Below are 16,399 nucleotides of genomic sequence, written 5' to 3'. Positions count from 1 at the left end.
TCCCCTCTATAAGTTTGGCTCCTATGATTTCTTCTGCTTCGCCGAGTCTTTGCTGGCATGAAATTCTTTTAACGCACGGTTAAAATTGACGATCAGGGCACTGATGACACCGATTCCGAGCAGGACATACCCCATCGTAAAAATCTTGCCGATCGGCGTGACGGGATGAATATCGCCATAGCCGACCGTCGACAGCGTCATGACGGAAAAATACAATGCATCGAGATAACTCAATTCCTCCGCGCCGTGGTAAAAAAACATCCCGACTGCAAGGAGAAAAGCGACAGAGAACATGACGGCTTTTTGCTCGTCTTGCCGAAACAGGATACGTAACACGTGGTACATGTTGCGCATCAAGATGAAAAACGGAATCATCCTCACTGCCCCCTTCACAGGTAAACACGATCGTCCGCTGTTTTGCTTATCTGTTAGACAAATACCCGAAAAAAGGGAGAACGATTCTTCCGTCTTCTCCCTGCCTGCTATGGTAAAATCGTTTACATCAACTGCGCCTTATGCGCTAAGGAGGTTACCCCTTGCGGATTCAGATCATCGGTGGTTCCGGCACCGGCAAAAGTACGCTCGGAGAATGGATGGCACGTCACGAAAACATTCACTGGATCGACACGGATCATTACCTGTGGAAGGACCGCACCTTTACCGAAAAACGGTCGATTGCCGAACGTTATGCGTTATACAGATCGGATATCGAACAACATCGGCACTACATTGTATCCGGCTCCGTGTTCTCATGGAATCCCGACGGTTTTGCCGACCGGGAATTGCTTGTTTTTTTACGTTTAGATGAAAACACAAGGATGAACCGCTTAATCAAGCGGGAACAAGAACGCTATCCCGATTTCAACGAATCCAATGAATTTCTCGATTGGTGCCGGACGTATTTGACGGCGACTGATCCGGAGATGATTGGGACATTCGCTGAGCACCGTCTCCAAATGGAACAATCCGCATCTCCCGTCATTCAAATCGATGCCACGTTGTCGACAGACGCCATGTACAAACAAATCAAATCCGCCTATCAGAAACTATTGATCTGAGCTTATCGGACGGCATCGTAAATCTGTAGACCTATCCAGATGGTCAGCCCACACCAAAGCAACAGGATCAACGCGCCGACAAGCCAATTTTTCGGTTTATCCGTTCCGAGCCGTTGTTCTGCCTTGACGGTACAGTCGTCGATGACTTCCTGCGGTAACATCCTTAACGCAAGCAGGATGCCTAATGGGACAAGAATGATGTCGTCTAGATAACCTAATACCGGGATGAAATCCGGGATCAAGTCAATCGGACTGAACGCATACGCGACGACAGAGGCCGTAAATACTTTGGTATACCAGGCGACCCGTTCGTCCTGATAGGCAAAATACAGAATGAAAATCTGCTTTTTTAATTTTTTCGCGGTATCCTTCAATTTTTCCAACATGATGATTCTCCATTCTTCGTCCATTTGAACCGGTGGTAACCCGTTCGATATTTCCGGTTCACCGGAACCAGTCGGCTCCCTCGCGTTTGAGAAAATCGAGTTCTTGTTCGTAATGCGTGACATGCCCCTCTTCGATCATTCGTTGGAAGGCCTCGTCGCCTTCCGCTGCTTTCCGATGAATGATTTTAATCAATGCCTCCACACGAAGTAAAACCGTCTCGTATAACATGCTCGTCAGTTCCGGTGTCCCGTACGCGGACAAAAACAGCTCAATTCGTCGTCCAATCCGCTCCTGGTCTTCGACTGAATCATAAAGCTTCGGTTCACCGTCATCCGTCATCTGATGCCGGCTTAACGGAACACAGGTATAAAGCGTGTAGGCCAGATCCCAAATCCGCGGTCCCGGGGCAGCAACGTCAAAATCGATGATTCCGACCGGTTGTTCGTTTCGGAAGATCAGGTTATAGACAGCGAAGTCATTATGACAGATGAGTTCGAGCGGTTCCGGCGTTCCGTCGAGCGGCTGCCAATCGTTTGGTACCGGAAAATCAACGATGGCATCATGGTAGCCCCTTAACAACCGTGCCGTCGCCTCGAGGGCACGGTCTGACCGCATATACGGCTGAAGCGGATAATTCCCGGCCTCTCCTTCGATGAAGGACAGGATTTCACGGTCCTGTGAATCAATTCCTAAAAAGCGCGGGCTTCCTTCAAAACCGTTCTTCTCAAGATGATGCAGTACCCGGTGGACACGAAGACTCTCCGGTTTCTGTTCCCGTCTGACCGTCTCCCCGATCCGCGAGACGTCGGATACATTCCCGCCCATCAATGGTTCTTCCTGCTCCGATTGTTTCATGTTAGATCTTCCCCTTTCGAGCGATTGATTACCGGAACAAGAATCGCTGCTCCGGCTAAACTGATGATGAGATCGCGCCACGAAACCAACCCGATATTAAAATGAAGAAGCGTTGTTATTCCGTTCGAGACAATCAGTAAGAGGACGTACAATGTCAGACTGAGCGGCACCATCCGTTTAACGAACCGCGGCACCCGTATCCACAGCCGTAACAACCGTTCTCCTGTCTTGTTCATCTTACTCACCCCAAACTCCAAATTTTTCCTGTTCCAGATTAGCTTATCATGACTCGATGAATCGCTCAAAGTGTTCGGATGTTGGATCAACTGGTAGACTAAAAGCAGAAGCACCAGGAAATGGAGAGGATTCTCATGAAAGCGATGACGATTTCAAAATACGGACAGGTTCCGCTCGTACAAACCGAACAACCGCGTCCGGCTGTCAACCCGCATGATGTCCTTGTCGAGATTCACGCGGCGAGCATTAATCCGGTTGATTTTAAGATTCGGGACGGTGATGTCAAGTTGTTGATTCCGTATCAGTTTCCGCTGATTCTCGGAAATGACTTTTCCGGTATCGTAACTGAAGTCGGATCTGCCGTGACCCGGTTTCAAGTCGGCGACGCGGTGTACGGCCGGGCCGAGAAAAATCGAATCGGGACCTTTGCGGAATACATTGCGATCGATGAACAGATGCTTGCCTTAAAACCGGCGTCGCTCTCCTTTGAGGAAGCGGCCTCCATCCCGCTCGTCGGCTTGACATCCTATCAGGCACTACACGACGTCTTACAAGCGACGCCGGGACAGAAGATCCTGATCCAGGCAGGCGCAGGCGGAGTCGGAACGTTTGCCATTCAACTGGCGAAAGCAATGGGCTTGTACGTCGCAACGACGGCGAGTCCCGCCGGACATGACCTCGTCGCATCGCTCGGAGCTGATGAAATCATCGATTATCGAACGGCCGCATTTGACGAAATCCTGCATGATTATGACGGTGTCTACGATACAATCGGCGGTGAGACGCTCCGGCGTTCCTTTAAAATCGTCCGTCCGGGCGGACAAATCGTCTCGATTTCCGGGCTACCGAACGGCCGGTTTGGGAAGTCCTACCGGTCCGGCTTCCTAAAGACCAATCTATTCCGCCTGTTGACCCTTCGCGAGACATGGCTCGAACGGAAGCATCGTGTTACATACACGTTTTTGTTCATGCGACCGAGCGGACGCCAACTGGAACACATCTCAGAGTGGATTGAGACGGGACAAATCAAACCGGTAATCGACCGCATTTATCCGTTTGAAGAAGCACAGGCTGCGCTCGAGTATTCCGAGTCCGGTCGTGCGAAAGGAAAAGTCGTCTTACAAATTAAATAAGCCGGTTAAACGGTCAGGAAAACAACAGCCAAGCTGGGGACTTCCTGACCGTTTTTTCGTTGATGACTTCTTGAAATCTTTTTATCTGACAAAACTATAAATGATATAATATGTTAAATATAGGATAAAATTTCTGAAGTTGGAAAGGAGTACACTGATGGACGTCCGGACCGGAACGCCGTATAAGTATTATTTCTGGAAACGGTTTTTCCTGCTGTTCATTCCGCTGTTTTTGATTGGTGCGTTACCCAACCCGTTTATTATGGGGAATCCGTTTGCCAGTCTGGAGGATTATGGCGAGTTTGCTTTCGCCGTCTGTTTCTATTTAGTCACCTTGTCCGGTATTTCCGCTTGTTTAGTCTCGATGCGTTGGCGAATGAAACAAAACTGCCGTTGAGCTCGATTCCCTTACTTAACGTTAAAGGAGACCACCTACTATGTCCCGGAAAACTTTCTATGCAGCGGCGTTGATGCTGACGTGTGTCGTCACGGCAGGATGCACCGATTCGCCTGTTACGAAGCAGTACCCGAAAGTTCCGGCAGATTCGGCTCAATCTGCGCCAACCGTTGAACCGGTCAGTGCCCCGTTGTCTGACTATGGAAAATACATGCCGCTGAAAAGACAATCGGAAATGGTTACGCTTGGCAACCATCAGACATACAATCTGAGCCCATTCTTTACCGGACAAAGCGTCCTCATTGCGCCGGATTATCTGTATCAGCAATCGATCTACTGTAGGCACGTTAAACAAACGAGTGATACCGCCAGTAAAAGCTACATTTACCGGTACAGCCAAGGCTCGAACGATAATCAAGTATTGCATACAGTCAACCGGACCATCGGTATGATGACCGGGATATCGCATTACCTGTTTTGGGTCGAATCCAATCCGACCAAGTCGGGACAAAAATGGACGATTCGTTCGATGGACTTAAAGACGGGAAACATCGATACGCTGGATCAGGGCATCAGCCGTTATAATACGGCGATTCCTTATCTCGATGCCTCCTCAAAACGAATCTCCTGGATGACACAGGAAGCGACACCGACCCGAACGAAAGTCGTTTGATGTGGCGGAAGACACGCTCATCATTCATCAGCAGTATATTTTAAAGAAAGGTGACAAGCGGCAAGGTCAGTACCCGTTTGACTTCCGCCGGAGCGATGCTGGACTGATTTTGCATATTAAGAACGGTCATCAAACACCGACACTCGAGACGTTTGACGGCACGTTCAAACGACGGATGAACGGGCTGATTGATTTTGAGCACAGCAAAAAGTATGTCGCGACCGGTGAAGAAGGATCGGCCATCTTCATAAACAAAAAGGCGCAAAAAAACAGCTTACCAGTTCAAACCGGCCGATAACTGGCTGACGGTTGACGCGTTCCGCTTTTTGTCTGCTGACCACGTCATTTTCCGGGAGAGCATATCAAAACTTTGGTACGCCGATCTTGCGTATGGGATCGTCGCTCCTTTAACGGATATGGCTGATACGACATCCAAGCCGATTTATGCGATCGGAAAATTGGCGTATGCTGTATCAGACGGAGCACAGATTGAATTCCATGTCATCGATTTGAAAAAATGATTGAATACAGACCATCCTGTTCATCTGAACAGGATGGTCTGTTGTTTATTCGGGTGTCGAATCAAAGCGTTCGATATGCTACACTTCTGGTAATAATTAGGTTCAAGGAGGGAGTACGATGACGAAACACCGTTTGTATACGACAGCCTTTTCGAGTGTCTATCCGCTTTATATTAAGAAAGCGGAACGGAAAGATCGGACGAAACAGGAAGTCGATACGATCATTTCCTGGCTGACCGGCTACTCGGAACAGCAGCTCGCCGCATTAGCGACGGATCAGACGACATTTGAACGTTTTTTTGCCGATGCACCCCGAATGCAGGAACGTCGTTTTTTAATCAAAGGTGTCGTCTGCGGCGTCCGGGTCGAAGACGTCGAGGAGCCGTTAATGCGGGAAATTCGCTATCTCGACAAGCTGATTGATGAACTGGCGAAAGGAAAGGCTCTTGAAAAAATTCTACGGTAGAACACAAGGAGGACCACCCATATGCTGACAACGATTGCGTCATGCTTCGCCATCGCGACACTGGTGATAAGCGTTCTGTACGGCTATGTCTATGTTCAGAAAAAACAACGAGGTATCCAGCTGTCTCCCCGCTCCAAAGCCGTTTTTACATCTTTGATCATTCTTTTTGGTACGGCGTCCCTTCTAATCACGCAGTAACAAAAAACCGGGCACCTCAGGCAGGTGTCCGGTTCTTCTGTCTAACGTTAAAAGCGCTGATTTAACCAAAGCAGAACATCTGAAATCATCTGATCGGATACCGTATGATTGATGGACGGATACGTCAGGAACGTCAAATCACGATTCAGGTCCGTTGCCTGCTGCACGCAGTGTTCCTGCGTCTCGATCGGAATGACCGTGTCGCATTGACCATGAACGAATAACGTCGGTACGGACGATGCTTGCAGGACAGGATCATACGCCTGCAAACGTTGTTCTTCTTCCATTGTCAAATCAGCTCTGTTGTCGCGCCTCCGGAAAAGCTGTTCCGAAAACAAAAAAGATCCGGAGCCGTTAATATTGATTACCCCGGCACTGCCCTGTTGTTTCGCAGCGATACCGCTCGCGATGAATCCGCCCATCGAGACACCAAGCCAGATGATGTCTGCTTGTGTTGCGTTTAACTGCTTCACGAGCGTAACGGACTCCTCAATACTCTGAAAAACAATCTGCCAGAAATGTTGTTCGACGACACCGCGGTCAAAGTATGCCTCCAGCCGATCGCGGCTGTCATGCAAGTGCAGTTCCGGCACAATGACCGTAAACCCTTGTTCCGAAAGCATCCGGGCGAAGTCTTCATATTTTGTCACGCTTGATCCCCAGCCGTGGTACAAACAGATGATTTTGCGGTAATCCTGACGCTGAGCTGGAAATGTCCGGAGCGGCAGAGTGAAATCAGTTAACAGGTTCATTTAACACGTCTCCTTTTTAATCTTTAATAAATAAATGACAATTATGTAAGTTGCTTGAAATATCCATTTTTTGTTATGTTTATGGATGAGAGGAGGAGAAACATGCATTTCCTTTTATTTAATTTAATCATGCTTGCCTTTTACTTACCGAGTCTGATTCTGCATGAGTACGGGCATGCATTCGCCGCCCGCTTAGTCGGTCTGCGCTTACAATCAATTTCCATCGGAAAAGGTGAACCATTCTTACAAATCGGTCATTTTTCCATCGCCCGAAAGCAAATTTGGGAAGGACTGCACCGGTCTCAACCGTCAGCGATTTCGCTCAGTCGTGGACAACGAGCTGTTGTATTACTCGGCGGTATTGGCGCCAATTTTATCGCCGGAACGTTCGTCGCCGGATTAAGTCAGCTTTTTCCAAGTCCGGTTATGAATCTGCTGGCGCCACCGTTTATTCAGGTATCCATCATTTTCACCTTATTTAATCTGATTCCCATTCGGTTGACTAGTGGCTTTCCAAGTGACGGACTGCAATTAAAACGGTTGTTCTTTAACAAGAACTCACGGACTGACTGACAGGAGATGAATTCATGCTGAGACCCTTATTGCTCGCAAGCAGTTTAGTACTCGTCGGGTGTAACTCTTCCGAGCAACCGAAAACCGTTCCATGGGGAGAAGAGACACCGGCTCAAATCGAGCGGTTGAAAGCTCATGATATTGAGTTTACGGTCAAAGACGGCCAAGTCCTGATTCCGGAAAATCAGGTCGAAGAAGCAACGAGGTGTTGTACTTAACTTAAAACATGATCATATGGTTATTTCCTTTAAGAGTTCAGGAGATAGCCGTTTTTTTTACTGAATTACAACATCAAATCAAAATCCCATCTCCGACCGTAAACGCTTTAAACGCAACAGGTGACGACAATCGGATCCAGGTCGACGGCTTTCCATACTTCATCGAAGCATCGATAAACGTTTCCAGTGTCTCGACCGACGGCGTATACAATTTGACCATGAAGTTAAACGTTCCGGCGAGCCGGTGGCACTCGACGACATCCGGATGCTCCTTGCAAAATGCGATAAACGCGTCGCATTTTGTATCTTCAAACATCAAAATCGCCATGATGGTTTTCTCAAGCGCAACAGGATTGATGACGGCGCGGTACCCTTCGATGACACCACGGTCCTCGAGTTTCTTGACGCGCTCGTTGACGGCCGGTGTCGACAGACCTACTGTTTTGCCGAGTTCCGTCCAGGACATCCGTCCATCTGCCTGCAAGGTTTGGATAATCGCATAATCAATTTCGTCCATTTTTCAACCCTCCTAATATTATGAAGACATATCTTAAAATTACCATTCATTTTCAGGTGAAGCTACTGAATTCCAAGGAAAATCGTCTGTCCGGTTATGTTCTGCTTTCGTACAATGAAGACAGATCAAACATAAGTGAGGTGAACGACATGCAGGCAACAAACTGTACCCGCTGTGCGGAGACATTTGAAGAAGGTCAGGAAACGTATCATTGTTCGCACAACTGTACCTTTTGTAAAGAGTGTACCGAAACACTGAATTCGATTTGTCAAAATTGCGGCGAAACATTAGTCCGGGTAGAACAATAATACATACAGCAAGGGAGCGGATCATTGGAATCCGCTCCCTTCGTTCGTTATTCACGTGTCGCCACCTTGCGTTCCGCGAGGCGGTCCTTCGCCTGTTCCTGGTGTTTCTGAATTGTACTTTCGCCGACTGCTTTCGCCAGTCCCCGTGACGGCAGATTGACATACATCGTCTCGTAGTTGCCGATTTCAAACGTTTCATGGAAAATCCCGACGGCATGACTTGCCCGCGCCGACTGATTAAATTGTTTCCAGGCAGTCAGGTGGCGGTTGCCGTGCGAGTAGGCAATCAGAGCGTCGGAGGAACGCCAATACTGAATCAACGTGACCGACCGCCAACCGACGAGCATCTCATGCGACAACAAACCAACCTGCTGCTCATAACATTCCTCAATCATCGGGGTCATCGCCTGGACGGTCGGCCACCACTTCCGGACCGATCGCAGACGGTTGATTCGTAAGCCGATGATGAATACGACGACGTCTTCATTTGGTGTTGCGATCACGCGTTTCATCGTCTTTTCCTCCTTCGAGTGTCTGAACGGACGCTTCACACCATTCGAGCAAAGCTTGTGTTTTCCGTTTGCCGTAATCGAGCGTCAGCAACCAATACATGGCATCCTCCGCCTCTTTGTAGGCCAAAATCGATTGTTCAATCATCTGGTACGTCTCTAATCGTTCCCGGAGCAGAGCGGCATGTTGATTGATTTTTTGAATTGTCGTGTCCTTCGATTCATGCCGGGCGAAATAGAGTTTCAGCAACAGTTCATTCCGTTGTACCGGCAGTTCGGTCGTCGGCTCCTGGACCCAGTGTCCGAGTTCCGCCTCACCGTCCGGTGTCAGAACAAACGTCTTCCGGTCATCCCCATCTCCGGTCTTTTCGACGATCAACCCTTCCTGCGCCAATGTCTTCAGCATCGGATAGACCTGACCGAAGCTGATCTTCCAAAAGTGATTGAGGCTCGTATCAATCGTCTGTTTCATTTCGTAACCGGACGTACAGCCGCTCGCCAGCAATCCTAAAATTGCATACCGGGTCATGTTTTCTTTTGGCATAAGTCACTCCTGTATCTTTTAGATAGTATCTTTTAGATATATATTCCCGGTCTCTGCGATACTAAACAAATATTCAGAATATTCTACGGAATCTTCCTTTTTGTATCGTGGTTATGGTACCCTGTTTACAATTATTAACAAAGGGGGGCGCGGAATGCACGCGATTCAAAGCTACTTTATTCTGTATTTAAAAATCATGGTGACGGACAAAATTCCGTTTTTATGGACGATCGGGCTACCCCTTGTGCTTGCACTGGCATACGGGACACAAAATGACTTTACATATGCCGACTTCCTGTCCTTCATCCCGCTGTTTTGGGGCTACATCATCTTATCGACGTATCTGAACGGAATCGGTCTGCAACTCGCCCGGATGCGGGAACACGGCTTGATGAAAACCTATATCATGATCTCCGGCAGTAAACTGAGCTGTATCCTGGCCATGATTCTTGTCCAGATGGTGTTCGCAGCCGCCAGTCTCATCTTTTTTACGGTAACGGTATCGCTCGTTTCCGGCATGTTTTCGTTTCAACTGATCGGACTTGCCCTGCTTGTTTTACTCGGCAGTTTGCCGCTCGCTTTTGCAAGCACGCTTCTGACGCTGGTTCCTTTTAAGATCTCGAGCATGACGACACTTGCGAATATCGTCATGTACCCCTTGTTTTTACTGTCGACCCGTCAAAGCGAACACTGGTTCAGTTACTTGAATCCGTTTTATGCGATCCGCCAGCTGGCGTTTGAAATCCTGCAATTTTTTAAGGCATTGGATGTTGCGGTTAACGGTCCGGTTTTACTGACAGCACTGCTTGTTTATTTACTGAGCGGTCTGTTCGCCATCAAGCGTTTCAACTTATTGTCCATTCTGACCCGTTGAGGAGGAAAACGATGTTCGTTCAACATGTGAAATTTGCCTATCCGAAGTCCCGTCCGTTGTTGCAGGATGTCACCTTTACGTTGCAGCCGCAGAAACTGAATGTATTGATCGGAATGAACGGTTCCGGAAAAACGACCTTATTTGATTGTATGACCGGTGCTCTACGGCCTCAGGCCGGTGACATTTCACTTCCGGTTCAGTCCGAGATTCTGTATTTAACGCAGTCAATTTATTACTCCGATGAATTAAAAGGCAAAGATGTCGCCTTTTTTATCGGGCGTCTGGCCCGACTTGACGGCTTCAAACAAAAAACGACATACAGTGCGTTCCTGCAGAGCAAACGCGAAATTGATTTATTTCATCATCTGTGGGAGATCAAGGTCGGAAAGATGTCGGCCGGCGAAAAAAAGTGGTTGTTCGTCACGTTACTGACGTCGATCCCCCGCTCGCTTTATGTGTTTGACGAACCGACGAGCGGCGTCGATCCGGCGACACGTCTGCATATCATGCGCCGCTTTGAAAAGCTGATTGCCGACGGCCGGACCTGCTTATTCTCAACGCATCAGTTACATGATCTACTGCATACGGATGCCCATGTCATCTTCCTGCATGACGGATTAATTTTATATGAAGGTGATTTTCAGGACTGGTTACATGCGTTTCAGACGACCGATCCGGACGTTGCGTTCACAAAAATGCTTGACCAGACAACTGAACCGGAACGTGCCGACACGATGCCTTAAGAGGATCGTGTTTTTTCTTACATTTTTGTAAGCTCTCCTTCTTTTTTAGGGCAATCGATTTATTTCACTATACACTTATAGCGTTTTCATTTTCTTAAAACAGAACGGGAGTTTTCCGCTATGCCTTATTTTTTAAAGCTCAGCTTATCCAGTTTCATTCTGCTGCTGATCGGATGCAGTCCGCCGGAACCGACACGGCCCATTCCGGCACCAGCAGAATTAATTCGCAGTGAGGGCTTTTCGACACTTGGACCAAGTACAAGTTACGACTTAACAGATGTCTATCAACGTTACCCTCACCTGTCCGGTCCGAGCTATATCGATGAAGCAGCCGTGTACTTTTATGCCTCAAGCGAAAAAAACAGTTCGATTTTCCGTTACTCGCTGACGGATCGACACCTGAAAAAACTTTATTCGACGAGCCAAACCATCTATAAGTTGGTTGGTGTCGGACGACAACTGTTCTGGATCCGTTATCAGGACAACGGGAAGGACAGCAACTGGACACTCGAAATGATGGACCTAGCAACCGGTTCGCTTCAACAACTTGATCATGGAAGAGAATCGTCTCGTTTTTATCCGGATCTCCAAGTCACGACGGCACATGTCTCTTGGATCAAGCACATCAGTCAGAAAGATCAGACCCGGTCACTCGTCCAAAAATATGATGCGGCGACCGGATACGTCACGACACAAAAAACACTGACAGTGAAGGAAGCAGCACCCCGGAGCGGCGACTATGTCCAGTACTTACGGGACGGTGATGCGGGAATTCTTCTCGATCAAACAACATACAAAGCGGACGAAAAGACGACCGCCTATACGACGCTTTCCGGAAAAGCCGTCAAAAAAACGACGATGCCGTTTGATTTCGCCTATGGACAGCATTATCTGGTGACGGGAGCGGAAGGTTCTGCGGGATTTCAAGCTCACGTGTCGAACCATATCTCCTATCGTTACAAGACCCCCGAACCGTATTACCTGATTGACGGGTTTTGTTTTCTGACGCCGGATCATATCGTCTTTCGGGAAGAACACAATCAACTTCTGTATGCGGACCTGTCGAATGGAACCGTCGTCCCGTTGACGGACCAGGAAGGCGAATATTCAAAACCGGTCTTCACGAACGGTCGACTTGGTTACAGCGTCGTCCGGGATGATGGAACCGTGTCTTTCCGCATCATTCAAGTCAACAACTGAACACGAGAAAAGCCCGCTCCAGATTGGACGGGCTTTTTGCTGTCTGATCGTATTCACTGTTGTTCCGCGTAAACCTTGAACCGGTCAAGGATGGCCTGCCAACCGGCCTGTTGCATCTCCGGAGGATTTACCGACTCCGCCTCGAAGGTTTCCACGACTTCCGTTTCCTCCCCGTTCGCCGTAAACTGTACCGTTACATGCCGTCCGTCGTCGAGCGTATAGGCAAGTTTTTCATACAGAATGACTTCCTGGTAGACACCGGAGAAGTCAAACTCCATACTGCCGTCTTTGGCTGCCATGTGGCTCGAAAAACGGCCCCCCGCCTGAACATCATTCGTCGCTTCCGTCGTATGCCAATCGTCAGAAGCCGCGTTCCAGGCTTTAATGTGGTCCGTTTCCGTCCAGTACATCCAGACGTCTGCAACCGGACGTTGAATGACGGCGTTGATTTCAAGTGTTTGCGATTGCTCCATTTGAATCACTCCTTTGTCAGTAGAAAATCTGTTCTTTGTTTAACGTTCGGTTCGAATGAAACAAATCCTGCTTTTTTAAAATGGTTTATTTTGTCAACTATTCAGGTATACTAAGATTACAGTTAATAAAAGTTAACCGGTTAATAAAAGGAGTGATATAAATGAAACAACAAGCGATTTTAATTTTGGAACAGTACGAACAATTGAAAGTCATCAGCGATCCAATGCGGACGAAAATGCTGATGTATCTGATTGAACAGCCGCATACCGGCCAACAATTGGCACAAAAACTTGATGTCTCACGGGCCAAGATTCTATATCATCTGCGGGAGCTTGAAAAGTATCAGTTGATTCGGCTTGTCGAGGAAGAAGTCCGGGGCGGAAACGTCCTGAAGTATTATCAGGCAGTCGCCCGCGGATTTATTCCGGCCGACCATCTCCTGAATCTTGTCGAGACAAAACAGGCGACACGCCAGTCGTACATTGAAGTGCTCGACCGGGCGAAGACACGGGTCTTGACGGCACCCGACCGGTCGTTTACCCCGGGTTCCTCTGACGTCGAGAACTGGGAAAGTCTGTCGCTGCAAAAAGAACTCCGGCTTACACCTGAGCAATTCTTGACGTTTACGAAACGGTACCGCGAATTATTGCAGGAAGTCGAACACGATGCATCAGCAGATGAGGCAGATAAAAAATTATATTACGTGATGGCGACGGCGTTTGAGATTGATGCACCGTTAGTTCAAGCGGACGAGGAGGGAGGACATGCAGGCAACTGAGCAAAAACCACATCACCCGCTCTTGCGGAATCGTTCGTTTCGAGCACTTTGGCTCGCCAGTACCTGTTCCTTCCTCGCCTTATCGACCTACTTATTTGCCGAGCAGTGGTATATCCTCCGCGTCTTGAAACTGGATGCGTATTTAGGTCTCGTCTTGATGTTGACGTTGTTGCCGCGGATTTTTTTAATGGTGTTTGGCGGTGTCATTGCTGATCGGTTCAACAAATCGATCATTTTACGCTATTCCAGTCTGCTGCGATTTACCTTTGTTCTGCTGTTGCTGTCCGTCTATCACTTCGAGCTGTTGACGATTGTTCCGCTTGCATTATTTGCGTTTACGTTCGGTTGCATCGATGCCTTTTTCTCCCCTGCCAGTGCGTCCCTGTTGCCCCTTCTCGTTTCAAAAGAAGATCTGACGCGGGCCAACTCAATTCTTCAAACCTCCAATCAGATGGCCTTGTTCTCCGGACCGTTGCTTGGCGGCGTACTGCTGACCTTCTCATCGTTCCACTTCATATTTTTGACGATTGCACTGTTTCTTTTGCTCGCATCGCTCGGTACCTTTTTCATTCGCGAACATCCCATCGACAATCCGACTCGGACATCTGCCCGGATTGAACTTGCTCAAGGATTTCATTATGTGTTTGCCGACCCATACTTAAAACGGATCCTCTTCCTGCTGATTATCATCAACTTTTTCTTTTTTGGTCCGTTGCTGATGGGGATTCCGTTACTCGTCGATCGGGTTTTAGGAGGTCAAGCCCTGGACCTCAGTTATCTCCAAGGCGCGTATCAGCTCGGCATGCTGCTTGGTGCCGCCTGGATCGGCTTCAGCAACCTTATCAATCAATCTTTCCGCCTGTTGCTGTCGCTGATTGGTCTGCTTGGAGTCGGTCTTGTATTACTCGGACAAATCGGACACGTCTGGCATGGCATTCTGCTGTTGCTGACAATCGGAGGCATCTCCTCCATCATCAATGTCCTCATTTTGACGACGATTCAAACGACGACACGACCACAGATGATGGGCCGGGTCATGAGCCTTGTCAATGCCGCGTCAAACGGTCTGGTTCCATTGTCTTACGCTGCCCTGTCCCTCACACTGTCGTTTGAGATTCGTCTCGAACAGATTCTTTTCTTCTGCGGTTGCGGGATCGTTTTTGTAGTATGTACTGCATTCGTCCGGATCAGGTGAACGCGTCAAAAAAAGTCAGATCTTGTTTCAGGGAAGATATGACTTTAAGTTGTCGAAATGAAGAAACGGGAACAAAGAATAGAAGAACAATTCCATCAAAACTAACTGTGAGGAGTGTGCATCTATGGAGATAAACATCCGTCAATTGTCAGCTCATGAGAATCCGCCGATGGAGCTCTTGCTGATAGCGGACCCGTCTCAGAAACTAGTCGAAGAATATTTGAAAAGAGGTCGTTGTTTCGTTGCTGAAACAAGAAATCAACTGATTGGGGTGCATGTGCTTCTACCCACGAGACCGCAAACGATCGAAATCGTAAACATTGCAATAGACGAGCGGTATCAAGGCAACGGCGTCGGAAAATATCTCTTGAAACATGCAATCCAAACCGCACAAGCGATGGGATATACAACCATCGAAATCGGGACAGGAAATTCAAGCATTGGCCAGTTAGCTCTTTATCAAAAATGTGGATTTCGTATTGTTGGAGTCGATTTAAACTTCTTCTTGCGGCATTACGAAGAGGACATCATAGAAAACGGTATCCGGTGCACCGATATGATTCGGTTATCTCAGGATATATAAGAGTCTTCCTATCAAACAACTTGACGGATCAAAGTATGTCTCAGGAAAATGATTCAAAACGACAAAAAAGCGGTTCTTCTCGAAAAAGAGAAAAACCACTTCGTCTTCAGTCTCAAGTCATGTCGGAACTTAGGTCGTGACTTCCCATTTAAATGACTGTCGTAAATTTCTTTGCCGTTTCATTCAGTTCATGCGCCGACTGACTGACGGTATCAAACCGTTGCAACGTCTCTTCCATGACGGAAACACTCGACGAGGCATCGGCGTTCGCCCGTGTGATCCCCTGTTGAATCCGTTCCAGCTCCTTGTTCATCTGTTCCGTCGTATTTCGGACGTTAATGACGGCGAGTTCAACAAGCTTCGAGAGATTACGGACTTCCGTCGCGACGACGTTAAAGCCGCTTCCGTGCTCACCAGCACGTGCTGCTTCAATCGAGGCATTCAGCGACAGTAAGTTCGTCTGTGCGGCAATCTCTTTGATCGTCCCAGTGATTTTTGTGATTTCGGAAGACTGTTCCTGCAGATTCGCGAGTATCCGTAAATTCTCTTGGGCATCGTCTGCCATCTTCTCAATCGTTTGTTTCAGTTGACGGCTCTCCTGTTTGCCTTGCGTGGATCGGTCATCCAAATCGGTGGCGATGCCGGCAAAGGACGTCGCATACTCTTGGATGGTTTCCTGCCGATCCGTGATATCAGAAGCAATCTTGACGACACCGACAACTTGGTTTGCTTCGTAAATCGGCATATAAGTTGCTTCGAGCCATATTGAATCGCCGCGGGCATCAATCCGTTCGATTTTATCAGCCGAGCTGAAACCGGCCAGTAGTTTGCTCCATAATTTCTGATACGCCTCACTGTTTGCAAAATCTGCTCGACAAAACAGGTGGTGGTGCATGCCAATCATCTCATCGCGTTTATACTTCATCGTCTTCGCAAACAAGTCGTTGACATCAACGACCCGGCGTTGTGTATCAAAACGAATCATTGCGACATTGTGGGTCAGAGCCTCCAGAATATCATGAGAAGTGAGGGTTGGGTTTGTTAGTTGGGGTGTCGTCACGTGGTTAATCTCCTTCAGGTCATCATTTCAAATTCCATCCATTTAGTTTCGAAACTATTTTGTGGAAAAACGATTTTATCTGCCACTTATCATAACAAGTCCCATTTCCGCTTTACATCAATCTGCTCATTCCAAGAAAAACATTG

General features: G+C 48.0%; 26 protein-coding genes. 16 read left to right on the top strand and 10 right to left on the bottom strand.

Translation table 11 applies throughout. The annotated features are described in order from the left end of the window. Positions 1 to 21: 21 nt before the first annotated feature. Positions 22 to 375: a potassium channel family protein gene (locus R7V76_RS07115; protein ID WP_318091779.1), complete on the bottom strand. Its 354-nt coding sequence runs from the start codon at positions 373 to 375 to the stop codon at positions 22 to 24. Positions 376 to 536: 161 nt separating this feature from the next. Between R7V76_RS07115 and R7V76_RS07110 the strand changes: the two genes are divergently transcribed. Further along, positions 537 to 1,058: an AAA family ATPase gene (locus R7V76_RS07110; RefSeq protein WP_131503791.1), complete on the top strand. Its 522-nt coding sequence runs from the start codon at positions 537 to 539 to the stop codon at positions 1,056 to 1,058. Positions 1,059 to 1,060: 2 nt separating this feature from the next. On the opposite strand, the gene R7V76_RS07105 is transcribed toward R7V76_RS07110, so the two are convergent. Genes R7V76_RS07105 through R7V76_RS07095 form a run of 3 tightly spaced genes read right to left on the bottom strand, consistent with a single transcriptional unit; the run spans position 1,061 to position 2,536 of the window. After that, on the bottom strand, positions 1,061 to 1,444 hold the full coding sequence (locus tag R7V76_RS07105) for a YkvA family protein (RefSeq protein WP_318091868.1): 384 nt from the start codon (positions 1,442 to 1,444) through the stop codon (positions 1,061 to 1,063). A gap of 58 nt (positions 1,445 to 1,502) precedes the next feature. Beyond that, positions 1,503 to 2,300, bottom strand: a complete 798-nt coding sequence (locus R7V76_RS07100) for an aminoglycoside phosphotransferase family protein (protein ID WP_318091778.1) — start codon at positions 2,298 to 2,300, stop codon at positions 1,503 to 1,505. After that, on the bottom strand, positions 2,297 to 2,536 hold the full coding sequence (locus tag R7V76_RS07095; protein ID WP_318091777.1) for a hypothetical protein: 240 nt from the start codon (positions 2,534 to 2,536) through the stop codon (positions 2,297 to 2,299). The genes R7V76_RS07100 and R7V76_RS07095 overlap by 4 nt, the downstream gene beginning before the upstream one ends. A gap of 135 nt (positions 2,537 to 2,671) precedes the next feature. Here R7V76_RS07095 and R7V76_RS07090 point away from each other — a divergent pair, with 135 nt between their 5' ends. The 6 genes from R7V76_RS07090 (at position 2,672) to R7V76_RS07065 (ending at position 5,925) form a co-directional block, all read left to right on the top strand. After that, positions 2,672 to 3,670, top strand: a complete 999-nt coding sequence (locus tag R7V76_RS07090; protein ID WP_318091776.1) for an NADP-dependent oxidoreductase — start codon at positions 2,672 to 2,674, stop codon at positions 3,668 to 3,670. 157 nt (positions 3,671 to 3,827) lie between these two features. Next, positions 3,828 to 4,067: a hypothetical protein gene (locus R7V76_RS07085; protein ID WP_318091775.1), complete on the top strand. Its 240-nt coding sequence runs from the start codon at positions 3,828 to 3,830 to the stop codon at positions 4,065 to 4,067. A gap of 40 nt (positions 4,068 to 4,107) precedes the next feature. After that, a complete protein-coding gene (locus R7V76_RS07080) occupies positions 4,108 to 4,740 on the top strand; it encodes a hypothetical protein (protein WP_318091774.1) in 633 nt (210 codons plus the stop codon). 1 nt (position 4,741) lies between these two features. Next, positions 4,742 to 5,038: a hypothetical protein gene (locus R7V76_RS07075; protein ID WP_318091773.1), complete on the top strand. Its 297-nt coding sequence runs from the start codon at positions 4,742 to 4,744 to the stop codon at positions 5,036 to 5,038. A 341-nt stretch (positions 5,039 to 5,379) separates the two neighbouring features. Continuing rightward, entirely contained in the window at positions 5,380 to 5,727 is a 348-nt protein-coding gene (locus tag R7V76_RS07070) for a DUF2200 domain-containing protein (protein WP_318091772.1), read from the top strand. A 21-nt stretch (positions 5,728 to 5,748) separates the two neighbouring features. Then, positions 5,749 to 5,925 carry a hypothetical protein gene (locus tag R7V76_RS07065; RefSeq protein WP_318091771.1) on the top strand — a complete coding sequence of 59 codons (177 nt, stop codon included), beginning with the start codon at positions 5,749 to 5,751 and terminating at the stop codon, positions 5,923 to 5,925. Between the two features lie 47 nt (positions 5,926 to 5,972). Here the strand turns inward: R7V76_RS07065 and R7V76_RS07060 are convergent, their stop codons facing one another. Continuing rightward, positions 5,973 to 6,677, bottom strand: coding sequence for a serine aminopeptidase domain-containing protein (locus R7V76_RS07060; protein WP_318091770.1), 705 nt, complete (start codon positions 6,675 to 6,677; stop codon positions 5,973 to 5,975). Positions 6,678 to 6,779: 102 nt separating this feature from the next. On the opposite strand from R7V76_RS07060, the gene R7V76_RS07055 reads away from it, so the two are divergent. Then, positions 6,780 to 7,250, top strand: coding sequence for a M50 family metallopeptidase (locus R7V76_RS07055; protein ID WP_318091768.1), 471 nt, complete (start codon positions 6,780 to 6,782; stop codon positions 7,248 to 7,250). Between the two features lie 14 nt (positions 7,251 to 7,264). Beyond that, a complete protein-coding gene (locus R7V76_RS07050) occupies positions 7,265 to 7,468 on the top strand; it encodes a hypothetical protein (RefSeq protein ID WP_318091767.1) in 204 nt (67 codons plus the stop codon). 73 nt (positions 7,469 to 7,541) lie between these two features. On the opposite strand, the gene R7V76_RS07045 is transcribed toward R7V76_RS07050, so the two are convergent. Continuing rightward, positions 7,542 to 7,985, bottom strand: a complete 444-nt coding sequence (locus tag R7V76_RS07045) for an Lrp/AsnC family transcriptional regulator (RefSeq protein WP_318091765.1) — start codon at positions 7,983 to 7,985, stop codon at positions 7,542 to 7,544. Between the two features lie 20 nt (positions 7,986 to 8,005). On the opposite strand from R7V76_RS07045, the gene R7V76_RS07040 reads away from it, so the two are divergent. Further along, the gene (locus tag R7V76_RS07040; protein ID WP_318091764.1) at positions 8,006 to 8,293 is read left to right on the top strand and encodes a DUF1272 domain-containing protein; all 288 of its coding nucleotides are present in this window, start codon (positions 8,006 to 8,008) and stop codon (positions 8,291 to 8,293) included. A 47-nt stretch (positions 8,294 to 8,340) separates the two neighbouring features. Here R7V76_RS07040 and R7V76_RS07035 read toward each other — a convergent pair whose 3' ends face one another. Then, positions 8,341 to 8,805 carry a DUF4188 domain-containing protein gene (locus R7V76_RS07035; RefSeq protein ID WP_318091763.1) on the bottom strand — a complete coding sequence of 155 codons (465 nt, stop codon included), beginning with the start codon at positions 8,803 to 8,805 and terminating at the stop codon, positions 8,341 to 8,343. Next, a complete protein-coding gene (locus R7V76_RS07030) occupies positions 8,777 to 9,346 on the bottom strand; it encodes a PadR family transcriptional regulator (protein ID WP_318091761.1) in 570 nt (189 codons plus the stop codon). Before R7V76_RS07030 ends, R7V76_RS07035 begins: the two co-directional genes overlap by 29 nt. Before the next feature lie 154 nt (positions 9,347 to 9,500). Between R7V76_RS07030 and R7V76_RS07025 the strand changes: the two genes are divergently transcribed. The 3 genes from R7V76_RS07025 to R7V76_RS07015 all read left to right on the top strand — a co-directional run bounded on the left by R7V76_RS07025 (position 9,501) and on the right by R7V76_RS07015 (position 12,163). Further along, positions 9,501 to 10,220, top strand: coding sequence for a hypothetical protein (locus R7V76_RS07025; protein WP_318091759.1), 720 nt, complete (start codon positions 9,501 to 9,503; stop codon positions 10,218 to 10,220). Positions 10,221 to 10,231: 11 nt separating this feature from the next. Then, entirely contained in the window at positions 10,232 to 10,963 is a 732-nt protein-coding gene (locus R7V76_RS07020) for an AAA family ATPase (RefSeq protein ID WP_318091758.1), read from the top strand. A gap of 120 nt (positions 10,964 to 11,083) precedes the next feature. After that, the gene (locus R7V76_RS07015; RefSeq protein WP_318091757.1) at positions 11,084 to 12,163 is read left to right on the top strand and encodes a hypothetical protein; all 1,080 of its coding nucleotides are present in this window, start codon (positions 11,084 to 11,086) and stop codon (positions 12,161 to 12,163) included. A gap of 53 nt (positions 12,164 to 12,216) precedes the next feature. Here the strand turns inward: R7V76_RS07015 and R7V76_RS07010 are convergent, their stop codons facing one another. Further along, entirely contained in the window at positions 12,217 to 12,636 is a 420-nt protein-coding gene (locus tag R7V76_RS07010) for an SRPBCC domain-containing protein (protein WP_318091756.1), read from the bottom strand. 161 nt (positions 12,637 to 12,797) lie between these two features. On the opposite strand from R7V76_RS07010, the gene R7V76_RS07005 reads away from it, so the two are divergent. The 3 genes from R7V76_RS07005 (at position 12,798) to R7V76_RS06995 (ending at position 15,193) form a co-directional block, all read left to right on the top strand. After that, positions 12,798 to 13,415 carry an ArsR/SmtB family transcription factor gene (locus tag R7V76_RS07005; RefSeq protein ID WP_318091755.1) on the top strand — a complete coding sequence of 206 codons (618 nt, stop codon included), beginning with the start codon at positions 12,798 to 12,800 and terminating at the stop codon, positions 13,413 to 13,415. Further along, a complete protein-coding gene (locus R7V76_RS07000) occupies positions 13,402 to 14,610 on the top strand; it encodes an MFS transporter (protein ID WP_318091754.1) in 1,209 nt (402 codons plus the stop codon). The genes R7V76_RS07005 and R7V76_RS07000 overlap by 14 nt, the downstream gene beginning before the upstream one ends. Before the next feature lie 130 nt (positions 14,611 to 14,740). Next, complete coding sequence (locus tag R7V76_RS06995) at positions 14,741 to 15,193, top strand: GNAT family N-acetyltransferase (protein ID WP_318091866.1); 453 nt, start codon at positions 14,741 to 14,743, stop codon at positions 15,191 to 15,193. A 148-nt stretch (positions 15,194 to 15,341) separates the two neighbouring features. On the opposite strand, the gene R7V76_RS06990 is transcribed toward R7V76_RS06995, so the two are convergent. Next, positions 15,342 to 16,253, bottom strand: coding sequence for a methyl-accepting chemotaxis protein (locus R7V76_RS06990; protein ID WP_318091753.1), 912 nt, complete (start codon positions 16,251 to 16,253; stop codon positions 15,342 to 15,344). Positions 16,254 to 16,399 lie beyond the last annotated feature (146 nt).

It is taken from the genome of Exiguobacterium artemiae (genome assembly GCF_033342815.1).
In the GTDB taxonomy this organism is placed as follows: Bacteria; Bacillota; Bacilli; order Exiguobacteriales; family Exiguobacteriaceae; genus Exiguobacterium_A; species Exiguobacterium_A artemiae_A.
The sequence above is the reverse complement of the archived record's forward strand: the minus strand, read 5'-3'. Positions and strand labels throughout refer to the sequence as shown.